Annotated in this window: 19 protein-coding genes; 5 read left to right on the forward strand and 14 right to left on the reverse strand. The window is 68.3% G+C overall.

Features of this window, described 5'->3' with window-relative positions:
• Positions 1-20 precede the first annotated feature (20 nt).
• Positions 21-713, forward strand: coding sequence for a DNA repair protein RadC (gene radC / locus CDO46_RS16455; protein ID WP_087839572.1), 693 nt, complete (start codon positions 21-23; stop codon positions 711-713).
• A gap of 3 nt (positions 714-716) precedes the next feature.
• On the opposite strand, the gene CDO46_RS16460 is transcribed toward radC, so the two are convergent.
• From CDO46_RS16460 to CDO46_RS16490, 7 genes are all read right to left on the reverse strand, one after another.
• A complete protein-coding gene (locus CDO46_RS16460) occupies positions 717-1736 on the reverse strand; it encodes an SMP-30/gluconolactonase/LRE family protein (RefSeq protein WP_087839573.1) in 1020 nt (339 codons plus the stop codon).
• Between the two features lie 8 nt (positions 1737-1744).
• Positions 1745-2707: a 3-keto-5-aminohexanoate cleavage protein gene (locus tag CDO46_RS16465; protein ID WP_087839574.1), complete on the reverse strand. Its 963-nt coding sequence runs from the start codon at positions 2705-2707 to the stop codon at positions 1745-1747.
• A gap of 13 nt (positions 2708-2720) precedes the next feature.
• A complete protein-coding gene (locus CDO46_RS16470) occupies positions 2721-3497 on the reverse strand; it encodes a cyclase family protein (RefSeq protein ID WP_087839575.1) in 777 nt (258 codons plus the stop codon).
• 15 nt (positions 3498-3512) lie between these two features.
• On the reverse strand, positions 3513-4826 hold the full coding sequence (locus CDO46_RS16475) for a TRAP transporter large permease (RefSeq protein WP_243724428.1): 1314 nt from the start codon (positions 4824-4826) through the stop codon (positions 3513-3515).
• The gene (locus CDO46_RS16480; protein ID WP_087839577.1) at positions 4823-5395 is read right to left on the reverse strand and encodes a TRAP transporter small permease subunit; all 573 of its coding nucleotides are present in this window, start codon (positions 5393-5395) and stop codon (positions 4823-4825) included. Before CDO46_RS16480 ends, CDO46_RS16475 begins: the two co-directional genes overlap by 4 nt.
• A 20-nt stretch (positions 5396-5415) precedes the next feature.
• The gene (locus CDO46_RS16485; protein ID WP_087839578.1) at positions 5416-6471 is read right to left on the reverse strand and encodes a C4-dicarboxylate TRAP transporter substrate-binding protein; all 1056 of its coding nucleotides are present in this window, start codon (positions 6469-6471) and stop codon (positions 5416-5418) included.
• A 71-nt stretch (positions 6472-6542) separates the two neighbouring features.
• Positions 6543-7241: a TetR/AcrR family transcriptional regulator gene (locus CDO46_RS16490; protein ID WP_087839579.1), complete on the reverse strand. Its 699-nt coding sequence runs from the start codon at positions 7239-7241 to the stop codon at positions 6543-6545.
• A 457-nt stretch (positions 7242-7698) separates the two neighbouring features.
• On the opposite strand from CDO46_RS16490, the gene rpmB reads away from it, so the two are divergent.
• The gene (gene rpmB / locus CDO46_RS16495) at positions 7699-7935 is read left to right on the forward strand and encodes a 50S ribosomal protein L28 (RefSeq protein ID WP_087839580.1); all 237 of its coding nucleotides are present in this window, start codon (positions 7699-7701) and stop codon (positions 7933-7935) included.
• Positions 7936-7959: 24 nt separating this feature from the next.
• On the forward strand, positions 7960-8130 hold the full coding sequence (gene rpmG / locus CDO46_RS16500) for a 50S ribosomal protein L33 (protein ID WP_087839581.1): 171 nt from the start codon (positions 7960-7962) through the stop codon (positions 8128-8130).
• A gap of 67 nt (positions 8131-8197) precedes the next feature.
• Here the strand turns inward: rpmG and CDO46_RS16505 are convergent, their stop codons facing one another.
• The 7 genes from CDO46_RS16505 to CDO46_RS16535 all read right to left on the reverse strand — a co-directional run bounded on the left by CDO46_RS16505 (position 8198) and on the right by CDO46_RS16535 (position 15901).
• Positions 8198-9013 carry a CoA ester lyase gene (locus CDO46_RS16505; protein ID WP_087839582.1) on the reverse strand — a complete coding sequence of 272 codons (816 nt, stop codon included), beginning with the start codon at positions 9011-9013 and terminating at the stop codon, positions 8198-8200.
• Positions 9010-9963, reverse strand: a complete 954-nt coding sequence (locus CDO46_RS16510; protein ID WP_165963074.1) for a fumarylacetoacetate hydrolase family protein — start codon at positions 9961-9963, stop codon at positions 9010-9012. The genes CDO46_RS16505 and CDO46_RS16510 overlap by 4 nt, the downstream gene beginning before the upstream one ends.
• A 23-nt stretch (positions 9964-9986) precedes the next feature.
• Complete coding sequence (locus tag CDO46_RS16515) at positions 9987-10952, reverse strand: tripartite tricarboxylate transporter substrate binding protein (RefSeq protein WP_087839584.1); 966 nt, start codon at positions 10950-10952, stop codon at positions 9987-9989.
• A 210-nt stretch (positions 10953-11162) separates the two neighbouring features.
• Positions 11163-12386 carry a CaiB/BaiF CoA-transferase family protein gene (locus tag CDO46_RS16520; RefSeq protein ID WP_243724429.1) on the reverse strand — a complete coding sequence of 408 codons (1224 nt, stop codon included), beginning with the start codon at positions 12384-12386 and terminating at the stop codon, positions 11163-11165.
• A gap of 77 nt (positions 12387-12463) precedes the next feature.
• Positions 12464-13849: an MmgE/PrpD family protein gene (locus CDO46_RS16525; RefSeq protein ID WP_087839586.1), complete on the reverse strand. Its 1386-nt coding sequence runs from the start codon at positions 13847-13849 to the stop codon at positions 12464-12466.
• A gap of 9 nt (positions 13850-13858) precedes the next feature.
• Positions 13859-15007 (reverse strand): acyl-CoA dehydrogenase family protein, encoded by a 1149-nt coding sequence (locus tag CDO46_RS16530; protein ID WP_087839587.1) that lies wholly within the window; start codon positions 15005-15007, stop codon positions 13859-13861.
• A 51-nt stretch (positions 15008-15058) separates the two neighbouring features.
• Complete coding sequence (locus tag CDO46_RS16535) at positions 15059-15901, reverse strand: MaoC family dehydratase N-terminal domain-containing protein (RefSeq protein ID WP_087839588.1); 843 nt, start codon at positions 15899-15901, stop codon at positions 15059-15061.
• A 158-nt stretch (positions 15902-16059) separates the two neighbouring features.
• On the opposite strand from CDO46_RS16535, the gene CDO46_RS16540 reads away from it, so the two are divergent.
• Positions 16060-16998 (forward strand): LysR family transcriptional regulator, encoded by a 939-nt coding sequence (locus CDO46_RS16540; RefSeq protein ID WP_087839589.1) that lies wholly within the window; start codon positions 16060-16062, stop codon positions 16996-16998.
• Between the two features lie 89 nt (positions 16999-17087).
• Complete coding sequence (locus CDO46_RS16545; protein ID WP_087839590.1) at positions 17088-18518, forward strand: DHA2 family efflux MFS transporter permease subunit; 1431 nt, start codon at positions 17088-17090, stop codon at positions 18516-18518.
• Positions 18519-18565: the final 47 nt, after the last annotated feature.

Raw genomic sequence — 18565 nt, forward strand, 5'->3', positions numbered from 1 at the left:
ATTTTACCCGTCCCGCCGCCATGCCGACCGCCCTTCCGACCCTCCAGGCCTCCCTGCCCCCCGAAGAACGCCCCCGCGAGCGCCTGCTGCGCCACGGCCCCACGGTGCTGACCGACGCCGAACTGCTGGCCGTGCTGCTGCGCACCGGCACGCGCGGCTGCAACGCGCTCGAACTGGGCCGGCGCCTGTTGGCGCAATTCGGCGGCCTGCGCGGCCTGTTCGGCGCCTCGCGCGACGAACTCCGGGGCATGCCTGGCATGGGGGAAGTCAAGGCGGCCCAACTGCAGGCCATCCTGGAGCTGGCCCGGCGCGAACTGGCCGAGGAAATCCACCGCGGCGACGCCCTGTCCCGCCCCGATCACGTACGCCGCTATTGCGCCGCCACCCTGGCCCACCGCCGCATCGAATGCTGCATGGCGCTGTACCTGGACGCGCGCAACTGCCTCATCACCAGCGAAATCCTGTCCCAGGGCACCCTGTCCCAGGCCACCATCTACCCGCGCGAGATCGTCCGCGCCGCGCTGCGCCACCATGCCGCCTCGGTCATCCTCGCCCACAACCACCCCTCGGGCAACGCCGAACCCAGCCAGGCCGACGAACACCTCACCCGCCACGTCCGCGCCGCGCTCGCGCTGGTGGACGTGCGCCTGCTCGACCACATCATCGTGGCAGGCGGGCGGACCACCTCGCTGGCGGAACGCGGGGTGATGTAGGGCCTACCAGTGCGCCATGGGCAGCCCCGCCACGGGCGCACGGAAATACGGAATCCGCTCCCCCCTCAGACTGCCGATGTAAACCGTCCGCAGATCCGGCCCCCCGAACGTCACGCTGGCGAACCACGGCGCGATCTTCCCGCCGCAGGCCAGCATCATCTCCGGCGTCGCCTCGCTCCGCTCGAACGCCGCCATCAACGCCTTCCCCGCGGCACTGCCGCCATCGTCGTCCAGCACGATCCGCAGCTCCCCTTCCGGCGTGATCGCGAAGACCCGGTCCGTCATCACGTGCGTGCCCCACAGGTTGCCATGGGCATCGAACGCGATGCCGTCGATGAACGCGCCATGATCGGCGGGACCGAACACCTCCCGGCCCGACAGGCTGCCGTCCGGCCCCACCCTCAGGCGCGAGACGCGCCGCGCGCAGGTCTCGGCCACGTACAGCCACTCCTCGCGGGCATCGAGCCGGATCTCGTTGGTGAAATGGAAGCCGTCGGCCACGATGCGCAACCGGCCGTGCTCGTACAGCGCGATATAGCCATCGGCCACCGTGGGATCCATGGCCTGCATCCAGTTCCTGATGCGGGTGGAAATGGTCAGCCACAGCCGATCGCGGCTGTCGCGCAGCACGAAATTGACCTTGCCGATGGGCTGGCCGTCCACGGTGTCGGCCAGCACGCGGGTCTGCCCCTCGCGCGTCATCAGTTCCAGCCGGTCGGTGCCGAAGTTGGAGATGACGATGTCGCCGTTGCGCGCGAAGGCCAGGCCGTTAGGCAAGGTGCCCGCGACAAAGCGGGTGGCGTCGTCGGGGGCCTGGCTGAAATGCGTGTCGGCCTGCTGCGTGACCAGCCGCTGGCTGCCGTCGGGCCGGATGTGGACCACGCCGCCGCGCGCATCGGCGGCCCACAGGGAACCATCGCGTTCGGCCAGGATGCATTCGGGGCGTTGCAGCCCCTGCCCCACATAGGCCATGGCGGCCGGATCGACGACGAAGCCGTCCAGCGGATTGGGAGCGCCCGCCATGGCCGCGCTCAGAAGCCGACCCGGTCCGCGCCCTTGAGCGCCAGCATGGCGCGGGCCTCGTCCGGCGTCGCGATCTCGTGCCCCATTTCCTCCAGGATGCGGCGCACCTTGGCGACCTGCTCGGCATTGGAAGCCGCCAATTGGCCCTTGCCGATGTACAGGCTGTCCTCCAGCCCGACCCGCACGCTGCCTCCCAGCAAGGCCGCCTGCGTGGCGAAGTTCATCTGGTGGCGGCCGGCGGCCAGCACCGACCAGCGGTAGTCGTTGCCGAACAACCGGTCGGCCGTGCGCTTCATGAACAGCAGGTTGTCCAGCTCGGCGCCGATGCCGCCCAGGATGCCGAAGATCATCTGGATGAAAAATGGCGGCTTGAGCAGGCCGCGGTCCACGAAATGGGCAACGTTGTACAGGTGGCCGACGTCGTAGCACTCGTGCTCGAAGCGGGTGCCGTGCTCCTCGCCCAGCATCTTCAGGATGCGTTCGATGTCGCGGAAAGTGTTGCGGAAGATGAAATCGTCGGTATTGCGCAGGTAGCTCTCTTCCCAATCGAACTTCCACTGCTTGTAGCGATCGGCCATGGGGTAGATGCCGAAGTTCATCGACCCCATGTTGAGCGAGCACATCTCGGGCCTGGCCAGCAGCGGCGCGGCCAGGCGCTGTTCCACCGTCATGTTCAGGCCGCCGCCGGTGGTGACGTTGATGACGGCGTCGGTGGCTTCCTTGATCTTCGGCAGGAACTGCATGAACACCGCCGGATCGGGCGTGGGCCGGCCGTCCTTGGGATCGCGCGCATGCAGGTGAAGGATGGCCGCGCCGGCCCTGGCGGCGGCGATGGACTGCTCGGCGATGTCCTCGGGGCGGTAGGGCAGCGCCTCGGACATGGTGGGCGTATGGATGCCGCCGGTGACGGCGCAGGTGATGATGATCTTGGGCGCGGCTTTCTTGGCGGGCTTGGCTTGGGTGTCGTTCATCGCGGGCTCCGGTTCAGTCTTCGAAGATGGCCACGGCGCGGGTGAAACCGGCCGAGGCGCCACGGATCTTGTAGGGAAAGCACGAGACGGTGAATCCGTGCGGCGGCAGGCTTTCCAGGTTGCCGAGCTTCTCCAGGTGGCAATAGGCGCGCGCCATGCCGGCGCGGTGCCCTTCCCAGATGATGGAAGGATCCGGGCTCTCGGCGAAGCGCTTGGCGGTGTGTACGAAAGGCGCGTCCCAGCTCCAGCCGTCGGTGCCGGTCACGCGCACGCCGCGCTCGGTCAGGTAGAGCGTCGCCTCCATGCCCATGCCGCAGCCCGCGGACACGTAGTCGGGCTGCCCGTAGCGCGCTCCGGCCGACGTGTTCACCAGCACGATGTCGTAGGGCTCGAGCACGTGGCCGATGCGGGCCAGTTCGGCCTCCACCTCCTCGGGCGTCACCACGTGGCCGTCGGGCAAGTGGCGGAAGTCCAGCTTCACGCCCCGGCTGAAGCACCACTCCAGCGGCACCTCGTCGATGGTGATGGCGCGCTCGCCGCCATCCATGGTCGAGTGGAAATGGTAGGGCGCATCCAGGTGGGTGCCGTTGTGGGTCGAGACATTCAGCCGCTCGATGGCCCACCCCTCGCCCCCCGGCAGGTCCGCCACGTCCAGCCCGGGGAAGAAGGACGCCATGTCGGCGGCGGTCGAGCGGTGGTCGAGATAGGCGATCTGCGGCAGGTGGCCGGGGGGATCGGAGGCGATGCGGTCGTCCAGTGCGACGGAAAGATCGACGAAACGTCGAGGCATGAAGGGCTCCTTCGTTCAGCGTCCGAGCAGGCCGGTGGCCAGCCACGGAAATACCAGGATCAGGGCGAGCACCGCCAGCATAATGGCGGCGAACGGCAAGGCGCCGCGGAAGATCTCGCCCAGTTTCAGTGTGCGATCGGGCGAGGTTCCCTTGATCACGTAGACGGACAGGCCGAACGGCGGCGTCAGCAGGCCGACCTCGACGGCGATCACGGTGACGATGCCGAACCAGATGGGATCGATGCCGAAGGCCTTCATGATCGGATAGAACAACGGCACCACGATCAGCAGGATGGACGAGCTGTCCAGGATGGTTCCCATCGCGACGATCAGCAGCACGTAGGCGATGATGATGCCCCAGTAGCCGATGTCGCTGGCGGCGAGCGCCGCGGTCAGGAACTCCGGCAGGCCGCTCAGCGACAGCATGCGCGAGTACATGCTGGCCGCGATGATCAGGAAGCAGATGGCGGCGGTGACCTGGCCGGTGTCGGTCAATACCCGCCAGATGCGCCCGGGCGGCAGCGCGCGGCGGAACAGGCCGATCACGATCGCGCCCAGCGCGCCGACTGCGCCGGCCTCGGTGGGCGTGAAGAAGCCGCCGTAGATGCCGCCCAGCACCAGGCCGATCAGCAGCACGATGGGCAGCGCCTTGCGTCCCATCGCGGCGGCCGACAGGGGCGCGACGTCCTCGGAAATGCTGGCGCCGGCGAAATCCGGACGGTTGCGGGCCAGCCAGTAGACGCCCAGGCCGAAGGCGATGGCCAGCACGATGCCCGGCACCACGCCGGCCAGGAACAGGTCGCCCACCGACTGCTCGGTCAGGATGCCGTACAGGATGAGCAGCAGGCTGGGCGGGATCAGCATGCCCAGCACCGAACTGCCCGCCACGATGCCGTAGGCGAAGCGCTTGGTGTAGCCGTGCCGCAGCATCTCGGGCACGGCCACCCGCGTGAACACGGCGGCCGAGGCGATCGAAATGCCGGTGATGGCGGCGAAGATCGCGTTGGCGCCCACGGTGGCGATGCCCAGTCCGCCCTTGATGCGGCCCAGCATGCGGTTGGCGACGTCGAACGCGTCGCGGCCGATGTCGGCCTGCGATACGACGAACCCCATCAGCACGAACAGCGGCACCACGCCGAAGATATAGGAGTCGATGGACTCGGTGGCGGCCAGCGCCAGCATGCGGCCGGTGATCAGGAAGCTGCCCTTGATCGCCAGCACGCCCAGGAAGGAACAGACGGCCAGCGCGATGGCGACGTGCATGCCGGCATAGATCAGCCCCACCATTCCGAACAGCGCCAGCGCGCCGATGACCAGATCGCTCATCATGCCCCCGCCTGCACGGCCCGGCCGTGCGTCGTCGCGGCCGCGCACAGCGCGCGCACCGCCCTGGCCAGGAACTGCAGGCCCAGCGCCACCGTCCCCACCAGCATGATCAGCCGCACCGGCCAGATCGGCGCGGTGAAGTCGCCGATCGCGCCTACGAACAGATCCCGGGTCCAGGCGCGCTCGAACAGCGGCACGAGGCCGTTGAACAGCACCGCGCAGAACGCGGCGCCGATCAGGCAGTACAAGGCCTCCAGCCCGGCCCGCCCGCGCGGCGCAAGCTTGTCCAGCAGCACCTCCGCCCGCGTCAGCCCGCCCAGCCGCAGCGAATGGGCCACCTGCAGGAAGACGATGGCGACGATGGACATGCTGACCATCTCGGGCACGCCCGAGATGGGATGGCCGAAGAACGCGCGGCCGACGATGTCGGAGTTGATGGCGACCATCACGCCCACGATCAGCAGCGTGCCGACCGCGTTCAGGGCCGCGGTGCAGGCATCCAGGATGCGCAGCAAGGGATGGTCGGACGGAGGGAGGAAATCTCCCTCGCCGGTGGTGGGGACTTCAGACATGGATGACCTCGCCGCCCGGTTCAGTTCCGATCCCAGTCGCGCACCGGCTTGGCGCCGGCCGCCCGCACTTCCTTCATGTAGGCGTCCAGCACCTGCTTGGCCGGCAGCTTCTGCTTTTGCAGCTCGGCGACCCAGCCCTTGGTCGGGTCCTCGAGCGCCTTGGCATAGGCGCCCCGCAGGCTGGCCGAATCCGGATTGAGCTTGCCGCCCTTGGCGACCAGTTCGTCCAGCGCGGCGCGGGTGGCCTTGCGCAGGTCGTCGGTATACGCCTTCTCGAAGGCGTCGGCGCCGGCCTTCAATGCCTTCTTCAAGGCTTCCGGCTGGGCGTCGTACCAGTCCTTGTTGGCCGCGATGCCGCCCGAGTACTGAGCGCCGTAGCCGATCTGCGTGATGTAGGGCGCGACCTCCTGGATCTTGGCCGGCAGGGCCGCGGTGGCGAAGGTGACCACGCCGTCGTACAGGCCGGTCTGCAGCGAGTTGTAGTACTCGGTCAGGTTGCCCGCGACGCCCACCGCGCCCGTGCCCTTCATCCAGTTGATCGACGTGCCCGGCGTGCCGATCTTGCGGCCCTTGAGGTCGGCCATGCCCTTGACCGGAAACTTCGTGAACAACAGGTAGTCGTCCAGCCCGAAACCGCCGCCGATGTAGACGACGTCGTTCGCCTCCCAGGCCTTCATCATCGCCGGGATCTTGCGCTGCACGTCCTGTACCGCCTGCGTCACCAGGCCGGGATCGTCCGATACGAAGGGCGTGTAATAGGTGACGTTCTGCAGCGGCAACTTGGCCGGCTCGAAGATCGTGGGAACCAGCGCGATGTCGGCCACGCCGTCCTGGGCCGCTTCCAGCTCCTCGCCCACCTTGGCCAGCGAGCCGCCGTACTGCTGCTTCCATTCGAGCTTGATGTCCGTCCCCTCCAGCGCCTTGTTCACTGCCGGCACGAAGGACTCCTGCAGATGCTTGACCCAGCGGAACACCGGCGGATGGCCGTTGACCAGCGTCACGGTGATGGTCTTGGCCTGTGCCGCCATCGTGGCGGTGGCCAGCAAGGCCGCCAATGCGGCCGGCAGAATACGCATGCATGTCTCCTTGTCAGGGGGCCGGGCTCGTGGCGGCCCGGTTCTTGCGGCCGGGGCATGGCCCCGGGGAATCAACCGGCTCCGGAACCGGAGCGCGGGGAAAGAACGTGGGGACGGCCCGTGCGGCCGGCGGCACGGTCGGCCGCCAGCGCCTCGATGCCGGCGCTGATGAAAGGCACCAGGCGGGCCATGACGGCATCGACGTCGCTGTCGTCGCAGGCGCCGTCCGACAGGCGTCCTGCCCGCCCGGTGGCGGCCATCATGGTCATGCCCACGCCGATGGCGAACATGTAGGACCACACGGCATCGTCCTGCTCCAACTGCGGCAGGACACGGCGGAAGGCGGCGATGAAACGGCGGGCGATCGCGTCGTAGTGGGCGCCGATCAGCGTGCGCGAACGCTCGTCCTCGGCGTTGGCGGTGGCGGCCAGCACCCGCGAGAACAGATTGCCCGCCGGCCCCTCGTGGCCGAACTCCACCGTTGGCCGGAACAAGGCTTCCAGCAGGTCGCCCAGGGTGGGCCGCCCCTGCCCGTCCGGTCCGAACAGCCGGTCCAGCGCGGCCGCGCGGACGGCGTTGATGGCGTCGGAGCGGCGGGCGAACATGGCCTCGTACAGTTTTTCCTTGGTGCCGAAGTGGTAGTGCAGCAATGCCTGGGCCACGCCGGCTTCGTTGGCGATCTGCCGCATGCTGGTGCCATCGAAGCCGTGGGCGGCGAAAACCCCTTCGGCGGCGTCGAGGATGGCGGTCCGGGCGTTCTGGTCGGTCAAGGCGCGCTTCCTGGATAAGGATGCGCTAGCCTAGGCCCTGACTGATCGATCAGTCAACATAGGGTTAGCGAGCAGCCGGCTCCGGTGCCTGGCAGCCCGATGCCGTAGAATCCCGTACCCGTCCCGTGGGGAAACAAGCTGCGTCGCAAACAACGAGTTGAAAAAACGGCGGGTTTCGTGCTATTCTTGCGAGCTTTACGGCGTTGTCTTTGGCCCGCGAGAGCTCTCGCCCCGGGGAAAGCCCTTCGCAAGCGCGCTTTCCGGGCGCGGATGAAGCTGGCTTTCGGCGCACGTTTTCAACGCATTCTGGATTTTGCGCCGGGATGCCTTGAGAACCCGTGCGAACCGGGTCGGCATCCATCCTGCCAAACCGCGCCAGAAATTCGGGGCACAGTCCGGTATCGCCGGCCCCCGGATCCGTCTCCCGAATTCACGAAATAGCAGAAGAGGTGTCGCCATGGCACGAGTATGTCAAGTAACCGGTAAGGGTCCGATCACGGGCAACAACGTTTCTCACGCCAACAACAAGACCAAGCGCCGTTTCCTGCCGAACCTGCAATACCGCAAGTTCTGGGTGGAAAGCGAAAACCGCTGGGTTCGCCTGCGCGTCAGCACCAACGCCCTGCGCACCATCGACAAGAACGGCATCGAAGCCGTCCTGGCCGATCTGCGCGCTCGCGGCGAAGCCGTTTAATCACCGGATCCACAGGAGCACACCATGGCCGCCAAGGGTATTCGCGAAAAGATCAAGCTCGAGTCCACCGCCGGAACCGGGCATTTCTACACCACGACCAAGAACAAGCGCACCACCCCGGAAAAGATGCTGATCAAGAAGTTCGATCCGGTCGCGCGCAAGCACGTGGACTACAAGGAAACCAAGCTGAAGTAATCGGCTCGGTTTGCGAACAAACCCCGCCCAGGCGGGGTTTTTCTTTGCCCGCGGCAAACATCCGCCGCTATGCCCTGCCCGCGGCTTCCATCATCCGCCGGGCGCGCGCCAGCACCGGCGCATCCACCATCCGCCCTTCCAGCCGGAACGCGCCCCGCTGCCCCGCCGCCGCCTCGACGACGCGGCGGGCCCAAGCCAGTTCCGCGTCCGAAGGACTGAAGGCCTCGTTGATGGCGGCGACCTGCACGGGGTGCACGCACAGCATGCCGCCCATGCCCGCCCCGCGCGCCCGCGCGGCTTCGGCGCGCAGGCCGTCGATGTCGTCCAGTTGCGGGTGTACGCCGTCGAGCGGCGCGGGCAGGTCCGCGCCGCGCGCGTGAAGCAGCATGCGGTGCCGGGCATCGTCCAGGACCGCCCGGCCCGCCGCCGACACCGGGTCCAGGTCGAGGTCCAGCGCGAAATCCAGGCTCCCGAACACCAGCCGCTCCACCCCCGGCGCATCGGCGATGGCCGCCAGCGCCAGCACGCCGCGCGCGCTTTCGATCAGCGGCCACACGGGCCGGCCAGCCGACGCCGCGCGCGCCATATCCGCCGCCGACTCCGACTTGGGCAGCATCACCGCGGCCACCGCGGGACTGGCGGCGCACAGCGCAATGTCCTCGTCGAAATAGATCGTCTGGATCGCATTGACGCGCACCACCACCGATCGGTCCGCGCAAGCTTTCAGGGATGCCGCCACGGCCACGCGCGCGGCCGCCTTGGCGCCGGGTTCGACCGCGTCCTCCAGGTCCACGATGACGGCATCGGCGCCGCTGGCCAGCGCCTTGGGCAGCCGCTCGGGCCGGTCCCCCGGCACGAACAGGGCGGAGCGCACGCGCTTCATGCGCCCGCCACCCGATTGCGCAGCCTGCCGATGCCATCGACTTCGCATTCGATCAGATCGCCAGGCCTCAAATAGCCCGAGGCGGGAACGATGCCGTTGCCTCCCGACCATTTGCCGCCGAGCTCCTTGTCGGTGGACCAGGCCGTACCGCTGGGCGTGCCCGTGATGATCACCATGCCCGGCCGCAGCGTCAGGTTGATCGAAAACACATGGACAAGTTCGGCCACGCTCCAGATCATCTGTGCGGTATTGCTATTCTGCCGCAGCTCGCCATTGACCCAGGAACGGATGCCCAGGCCTTGCGGATCGGGGATCTCTTCGGCGCCGACAATGTACGGGCCCAGCGGAGCGCTGGTATCGAATACCTTACCGCGGCCCAGCTCGTACCAGCTACTGCCGTCCGGCCGAAAGCGCACCTGGCGATCGCGAGCCGTGACGTCGTTGACGATGGTATAGCCGAACACATGCTCCAGCGCCCGTTCGCGTGGAATGTGCCGCCCCGGCTTGCCGATGACCACGCCCAGCTCGACCTCGCCGTCCAGTTTGCGCGTCAGCACCGGATCGTGGACGATCTCGTCGTGCGGGCCGACGACGCAGTCGGCGGTCTTGAGGAAGAACTCCGGCTCTTTGCCGCTTGTGTCGGAGCCGGCCTTTTCGGCGTTGTGGCTCAGGTAGTTGCTGCCCGCGCACAGGATGGTGGAAGGCAGCATGGGGGCGCAGAGCTGCACGTCATCTAGCGCCACGCGTCCCACACCCCGCTCGGCGGCGAGCGCCACCGCCCGCGCACCGAGTTCCCGGGACTGCGGGGCATGGCGGATCACCTCGGTCATGTCGGCAAACCAGCTCACTTGCGGCCCCAGCCCGCCAACGGCTTGTTCGAGCGCTTGCGGATCAACCAGGTACGCGCCGTCGAGGATGGCCACGCGCTTGACGCCGTCACGGCGATACATTGCATATTTCATGGATTCCCTTTTTATTCGAGTTTGCCGATGCTGTTGATGATCTGCGTCTGATGCCGCTCGTCGGCTCGCCAGAAGGCCTCGAATTCCGGCGCATCCAGATACTGGACGGGCGTCCCCATTCCTGTCATGGCCTTGACGAAAGCCGGATCGGCCGCTGCTTCCTTGGCGACGGTGCGCAGCTTCGCCATGACGGGCTCGGGCAGGCCCGTCGGCGCGAATAGTCCGGCCCAAAGATAGTATTCAGCGTCGTAGCCGAGCTCTTTCAGCGTCGGCACATCGGGCAGGCTGGCCAGGCGCTCGGCGCTCTGAACCGCCAGCGGCTTGAACTTGCCGCTCTTGATATGGCCGGAAATGTTGCCATAGGTCTGCGTCGAGGCCTGGACATGTCCACCTAACAGCGCCGTCACTTGTTCGCCGCCGCCGCCATACGGCACGTGCAGCAGCTTGATTCCCGCGGCGTGGGCAAAACGCTCCATCGCTACATGCGTAGTGCCGTAGATTCCGGATGAACTGAAGCTGATCGTGCCGGGCTTGGCCTTGGCCGCCTCCACCAGCTCACGCACGGACTTCCAGGGCGCATCGTCGCGCACCACCAGCACGGTGGGATCGGCCGATATGCGAGCGATGGCGGCAAATTGCGAGGTGGAATATGAAGGTGTCTTGCCCGTCAGCTTGTCGGCGGGGGGAATTGCCGAAATACTGGCCAACGCCATCATGAGCGTATAGCCATCTGGAGCCGCCTTCGCCACATGAGCCATTCCCACTCCACCCCCTGCTCCTGGCCGGTTCTCGACGATGACCGGTTGCCCCAGACGCTTGGCCATGACAGGCGCCAGCGGACGCGCCGTGGTGTCCGACACGCCACCCGGCGAGAACGGCACGACCAACGTAATGGGACGGGAAGGGTAGTTGTCCGCCGCGAGCGCGGCGAGTGGACACAATAAAGCGACGGCGAAGCACGCAAGGCCTCGATTCATTGGTAGTCTCCTGAGTCGTTTTTTGCTTTCGTTTTGGCGCGTGCCGCTGGCGGCCACGCAGTGCCTACACTATCACGCGTGGCACGATTTTTTCTGCCGAAGACGCCCCTCTGCCAGCCGACGGCCCGGCATTTCCTGCCGCGCACCGGAGATCCTCTGATCGAAAATATCAGGGCACCAGGCACGATTCTCGCAGCCGACTCGCCCGCATCATGACGCTACTACATGCCGCGCACGCAGCGCGGCGATCTCGGCTTCGCCATAGCCGAGTTCGGCCAGGATGGACAAGGTATCTTCACCCAGGGCCGGTATCCGGTCCATGCGGGCCGCATAGGCGCCGCCCGCTCCTGGCGGCAGCAACACGGGCAACATGCCGGCCGGGCTTGCCACCTCGGTCCAGCGCTGGCGGGCCGCCAGCTGCGGGTGGGACCAGACGCCTGCCATGTCGTTGACGCGGGCGTTGGCGATCTGGGCGTCGTCCAGCGCCGCCATGACCTGTTCGGTGTTCATGCCGGCGAAGACCTCCACGATGATGTCGCGCAGCGCCGCCCGGTTTTCGGTGCGCCGCGAATTGGCATCGAAACGGGGGTCGCCGGCCAGTTCCGGCCGCGCCAGCACCCGTTCGCAGAACACGCGCCATTCGCGCTCGTTCTGCAGGCCGAGCATCACGGTGCCGCCATCGCCGGCGGGAAACGGGCCGTAGGGGTAGATGGTCGCGTGCGAGGCGCCCGAGCGCGGCGGCGGGGGCGCGCCGTCGAACGCGTAGTACATGGGGTAGCCCATCCACTCGACCATGCTCTCGAGCATGGAGACGTCGATGCGGCTGCCCTTCCCCGTCGTGGCCCGCAGCAGCAGCGCGGCCAGGATGTTGGAATAGGCGTACATGCCGGCGGCGATGTCGGCCACCGAGGCCCCGGCCTTGGACGGTTCTTCGGGCGTGCCCGTGACCGACAGGAAACCTCCTTCGCTTTGGATCAGCAGGTCGTAGGCCTTCTTGTCGCGATACGGGCCGCTGTCGCCGTAGCCGGAGATGTCGCAGACGATCAGCCTGGGATGGCGTACGTGCAGCGCCTCGAACGACAGCCCCAGCCGCTCGGCGGCGCCGGGCGCCAGGTTTTGCACCAGGACGTCGACGCGCGGCAGCAGCCGCTCCAGCACCTCGCGCGCGCCGTCCTGCTTCAGGTCCAGCGCCAGGCTTTCCTTCGACCGGTTGGTCCAGACGAAGTGGGACGACAGCCCGCGGACGCGCTCGTCGTAGCCGCGCGCGAAGTCCCCCGTCCCCGGGCGTTCGATCTTGATCACGCGGGCGCCCAGGTCGGCCAGTTGCCGGGTGCAGAACGGCGCCGCAATGGCGTGCTCGAGGCTCAGCACGGTGACGCCGTCCAGCGGACGCGGCGGGGTCGGTAGAAGAGAGGCGGTCACCGGCGTGCTCACTGGACTACCCTCCTGTCGCTGCGCGACATCCTCCCCGAGGGAGGTCGCGCGCCCTTCGGGCGGTCGGGCGGGCGCGCTCATGCAAGCTCCGGCATGAAATCGGACAGCTCGCGCGCGTGCCGCAGGCTCCACAGGCGGGGAATCCAGGCATCGATCTCCGCCGGCGTCGCCGCGCCGGAGAAAGCCGCCAGGCGCCTCAGCTTGGATTCCAGCTCGGGGCGCGACAAGGTGTTGTCCGGGTCGCCCTTGGGGCTGTCGATGGCGGCGGACAGGCGCCGGCCATCGCGCGTCTCCACCTCGACCCGTCCCAGCCAGCGGGCGGGATAGGCGCGGTCGACCTCGTCGTCCATCACCATGGTCGTGCGCCGGCGGACGTCCGCCACCGCGGGATCGGTCAGCGCATGGTCGCGGAATTCCTCCAGGCCGGCGCGGCCGTGGACCGCGATCAGGCCCAGCACCGTCCCCATCGAGAACTTCGCCTGATGCACGGTGCTGGGTTCGTCCACGTTGCCCAGCACATCGATCGCGGCGCGGTGCACCCGGGCGCGGATCGAAGCGATGTCGCCGTGGGCGATGCCTTCGGTACGCATCAGCTGCAACAGCGCATCGGCGGCCGGATGGGTATGGCGGCACGAGGCATGGAACTTGAACGATGTCTCCAGCGTGGCCCAGCGCCGGCCCAGGCGATCGTTCAGCCGGGCCGGATCCGCGTCCGAGGACATGCCCGCCGCCATGCCCTGCCGGCCTTCGAGCACGCCGTGCGCGCCGGTCAGGCCATCCTGTGCCAGGTAGGCGGCCAGGAGCCCGTTCGCGGCCGCCTGGCCAGTATGGAGCTGCTTGGAATCGGCGGCCTCGCGCAGGAATTCCCACAGGCCCGAGGCTTGCGTGCCGGCCGACCCCAGCGTGTGCGCCAGCGTCCGCGCATCCTGCCCCATCAGCCTGGCCACGCCGGCCGCGGCCGCCAGCGTGCCCACGGTGCCGGTCGTATGGAAGATGCGGTAGTGCGACCGACCCAGGAATTCGCCGATGCGCACGCCGGCCTCGTAGCCGGCCACCGCCGCCACGAGCATCTCGCTACCCGACTTGCCCAGGTCCTGCGCCGCGGCGAACACGGCCGGAAACACCACCGTGGCCGGATGCAGCACCGAGCTGTTGTGCAGGTCGTCCTGCTCGACCAGGTGCGAGGCGGCGCCGTTGACCAGCGCGGCGAAATGCGCCGACGTGGTCCGCCGGTTGGTCAGGATCGCGCAGCGCCCCGCTTCGGGCCCCATCGCCGCGGCATAGCGCTCGAACAGCGGCACCGGATGCCCGCCCTTCCCGGCCAGGGCCGATGCCACCCAGTCCAGGAACAGGTCTTCGATCCGGTCCGCCACCGGCGCGGGCAGGTCCTTGAAACGCAGTGCCGCCAGGAATTCGCACAGGGAGGCGGTGGCGCCGTCCCGCGCCAGGCTGGTCTTGTCCATGGACGCGCCTCAGAAGGAACGCGGCAGCCCCAGCAGGTGCTCGGCCACGTAGGAAAGGATGAGGTTGGTCGAGATCGGCGCCACCTGGTAGAGGCGCGTTTCGCGGAACTTGCGCTCGACGTCGTATTCGCAGGCGAAGCCGAAGCCGCCGTGCGTCTGCAGGCAGACGTTGGCCGCTTCCCACGAGGCCTTGGCGGCCAGGTACTTGGCCATGTTGGCGCTGGCGCCCGCCGCGACGCCGGCGTCGTATTCGCGGCAGGCGCGCCAGCGCATCAGGTCCGCGGCCTCGACCTCGATGTGGGCCTCGGCGATGGGAAACTGCACGCCCTGGTTCTGCCCGATCGGACGACCGAACACCTGCCGCTCGCCGGCGTAGCTGCGCGCGCGCTCGACGAACCAGCGGCCATCGCCGATGCACTCGGCGGCGATCAGCGTGCGTTCGGCGTTCAGCCCGTCCAGGATGTAGCGAAAGCCCTTGCCTTCCTCGCCGATCAGGCTGTCGGCCGGCAGCTCCAGGTTGTCGAAGAAAAGTTCGTTGGTCTCATGGTTGACCATGTTGGCGATGGGGCGCACCTCCATGCCATGGCCGATCGCCTCGCGCAGGTCGACCAGGAAGATGGACATGCCCTCGGTCTTCCTGGCGACCTCGGCCAGGGGCGTGGTGCGGGCCAGCAGGATCATCAGGTCGGAGTGCTGCACGCGCGAGATCCAGACCTTCTGTCCGTTGACCACATAGCGGTCGCCGCGCCGCACGGCGGTGGTCTTGATCCGGGTCGTATCGGTGCCCGTGGTCGGCTCCGTCACGCCCATGGACTGCAGGCGCAGCTCGCCGCTGGCCAGGCGCGGCAGGAAATGATCCTTCTGCGCCTGCGACCCGTGGCGCACCAGTGTGAACAGGTTGTACATCTGCCCGTGCACGGTGCCCGAGTTGCCGCCGCAGCGGTTGACCTCCTCCAGGATCACCGATGCCTCGGACAGCCCCAGGCCCGATCCGCCGTACTCGGCGGGAATCATCGCCCCCAGCCATCCGGCCTCGGTCAGCGCGCGCACGAACGCCTCGGGGAATCCCCGGGCCTCGTCCACCCCGCGCCAATAGGCGGCGTCATAGTGGGCGCACAGGGCGCGCACGCCCTGGCGGATGTCGTCGTACTCTTCCATGCCATCTCCGGTGACAAACAGCCGTTCGCGCCTCCGCGCGGGCCGCCGTTGCTATCTCTGCTCGTAGCGCAGCTCGCCGCGCTGGATCGCGCCTTGCGCATTGCCGGCCCAGACCCGGGCCACGCCCTCGTCCGCCATCCGCCCCGCCGCCTCGAAGGGCGTGGGCGCGATCAGCGGCCGTACACCCCGATACGAGAAATGCGTCGGCCGCAGCGACGGATGAGCACGCACGAACGCCCCCACCAGCAATGTCGCGATCAGCGGGCCGTGCACCACCAGGCCGGCATAGCCTTCCTCGTCCGTGGCATAGGGCCAGTCGTAGTGGATGCGGTGGCCGTTGAAGGTGACCGCCGAATAGCGGAACAGCATGGTGGAGGTCGGCACGATGGTCTCCGACCATCCGGCTTGCGGCACGGGCTCCGGATCGGCGGTACGCGGCGGGGACGGCTCGCGGTAGACGATGTCCTGTTCCTCGCGCACGGCCAGGCCGCCGCGCTGTTCGTAGTCGTGGCGCACGGTCACGAACAGCAGGGAACCGGTGCGCCCCGCCTTCTCCTGCACCGACAGGATGGTCGAATGGCGCGTGGCGTCCTCGCCCACCACCAGCGGCCGATGGAACGCCAGCCGGCCACCGGCCCACATGCGATTGCGCCGGTCGGCCGGCGGCAGGAAGCCGCCGCGGGCGGGATGACCGTCGGCGCCCAGTCCGGCCGCGTCCACCGGCTCCTGGAAATACGCCCAATGCCACAGCTCGGGCAACGCGCTGCCCGGCTCGGGCGCCGCCTGCCCCAGGATGGCGGCGATGCGCCGCGCCAGGTTGCCGGTGATCTGGTCGGACGAGGTTTCTGTGCGCCCGATCCAGTCGCGCGGGGATGGAGCCTGGTCCTGGCTCATGCTTGCTCCTTGCGGCCCGCCCATGGGCGCCGCCTTGCGTGAAATGCCGCCAGCATGCACCCGCGCCAGCCTTCTGTAAATTTTGATTTTCCTCATCCAGTTTTCGCCAAAACGGAAGGGATCAGGTAAGGTGAATGCTTTCCCCCACACGTGCCGCCATGCATCTCGACCTGGCCGACCTCAGGCTTTTCATCCACGTGGCCGAAGCGCCCAGCCTGACGCAGGGCGCGCGGCGCGCCCATCTTTCGCTGACCGCCGCCAGCACCCGCATCAAGTCGCTGGAAACCCGGCTCGACGCCCGCCTGCTGTACCGGAACAGCCGCGGGGTAGAGCTGACGCCCGCCGGCCGGCGGCTGCTGGAGCACGCCCGGCAGGTCATGCGGCAGGTCGATTCGCTCAAGAACGATTTCGCCGATGGCAGCACCGGCACCACGGGCCATATCCGCATCTTCGCCAACACCACCGCCGTCACCGAGTTCATGCCCGAGATCCTGGCGCGTTTCCTGGCCGGGCGGCCCGGCGTGACGGTGGACCTGCAGGAACGGCTGACCCGCGACATCATCCGCGGGGTGATGGATGGCTCGACCGACCTGGGCATCACCGCCGGCCCCATCAACGCCCCCGGCCTGGAGCGCCTGCACTTCAGCACCGACCGGCTGGTACTGGCCGTCCCGACCGTCCATCCGCTGGCCGCGCGGGGCCGGGTTACCCTGGACGACACCTTGCGCTATCCCCACATCAGCCTGCACGAGGGCAGCACCATGCTGACCTTCCTGCGTGAACAGGTCGAAAACCGGGGCGCGGGGCTCATCCTGCGCATCCAGGTCTCGAGCTTCGAGGCCATCTGCCGGATGGTGGAGGCGGGCGTCGGCATAGGCGTGATCCCCGAGTCGGCGGCGCGCCGCCACCGGCGCACGATGGAGCTGTCCATCGTGGAGCTGGACGAGCCGTGGGCCGTGCGCGAACGCGACCTGCTGGTGCGCGAGCTCGAGGCCCTGCCCGCCTGCGTGCGGGCGCTGGTCGACGCGGTCCGGGCCTACGGGGAACAGACCGCCGCGCACGCGGCAGGCGGCGCGGCCTCGCCCGCGAAGGACTAAAATCGCGGGCTTGCACGGCCACGGCCGCGTCCTTCCCCGCCGGCCCGCCGCGCGGGCGTTCCACCCATCGCACAAGAGACCACGGCTTCATGGGTCATGCCACGTCCCGCCAGGGCAGCTACCGGATCATCGCGCTGATCGTCGCCAGCGCGTTCTTCATGGAGCAACTGGACTCCACCATCATCTCGACCGCGCTGCCGGCCATGGCGCAGTCCCTGGGCACCGACCCGGTCCGCATGAACTTCGCCATGACGGCGTACCTGCTCAGCCTGGCGGCCTTCATCCCGATCAGCGGCAAGATCGCCGACCGCTTCGGCACGCGCAACACCTTCCGCGGCGCGATCACGCTGTTCGTCGTCAGCTCCGTGCTGTGCGGCCTGGCGCAGAACCTGCCGTGGCTGATCGGCGCGCGGCTGCTCCAGGGCGCGAGCGGCGCCATGATGGTGCCGGTGGGCCGGCTGGTGCTGCTGCGCACGGTGGAAAAGTCCCAGCTGGTCTCGGCCATGTCCTGGGTGCTGTTTCCCGCGATGATAGGCCCGGCCGTCGGGCCCCTGATCGGCGGCTTCCTGACCACCTACCTGTCCTGGCACTGGATCTTCTTCATCAACGTGCCGATCGGGCTGGCCGGCATCGCGCTCGCCACCACCTACATCCCCGATATCCGCAGCGACGCGCCGCCCTCGTCGTTCGACTACGTGGGCTTCGCCCTGGCGGCCGCCACGCTGGCCAGCCTGATCGTCGGGCTGGAAGGACTGGGCCACGGCGGCCTGTCCCCGACCGCGCTGCTCCTGCTGGGCGCCGCGGCCGCCTGCGCGCTGGCCTACGCCTGGCACAGCCGCCGGCATGCCGACCCCGTGCTGGACTTCAGCCTGATGCGCATCCCCACCTTTCGCGTGGCGATGCGCGGCGGCTTCCTGTATCGGGTGGCCTACGGCTCCTTCCCCTTCCTGATGCCGCTGATGCTGCAACTGGGCTTCGGCCTGTCGGCCGCCGAAAGCGGCGCCATCACCTTCGCCGGGGCCGTGGGCGGCCTGGTCATGAAGGCGATCTCGGTGCGCTTTTTGCGGGCCTTCGGCTATCGCCGGGTCATGATCTGGAACGGCCTGCTGTCTGCGGTGTTGCTGGGCCTGTGCGGCGCGTTCCGGCCGGAATGGCCGCTGGCGGCGATCTACCTGCTGCTGCTCCTGGGCGGCCTGGCGCGCTCGTTGCAATTCAACGCCTACGGCACCATCGTCTACGCCGACGTGCCGCAGCCGCGCATGAGCGCGGCGACCAGCCTGGCCAGCACCAACCAGCAGATGACGGCGGCGCTGGGCATCGGCCTGGCCGCGCTGGTGCTCGACACCTCGAGGCATGCGCTGGGCCATGCGGCCGTGCAACTGACGGACTTCACCCTGGCCTTCGCCGCCATGGGTCTCCTGGGCGTGCTGGCCGTCACCCAGTGCCGCGAACTGCCGGCCAACGCCGGCGCCGAACTGAGCGGCCACCGCCGGCGGGACGGTGAACCGGCGCGCGGCTGACCCCTATCGCCGCGCGGCCCCAAAAGAAAAAAGGAGCCGAGGCTCCT

The sequence above is a fragment of the Pigmentiphaga sp. NML030171 genome, from assembly GCF_002188635.1.
GTDB lineage: Bacteria > Pseudomonadota > Gammaproteobacteria > Burkholderiales > Burkholderiaceae_B > Pigmentiphaga > Pigmentiphaga daeguensis.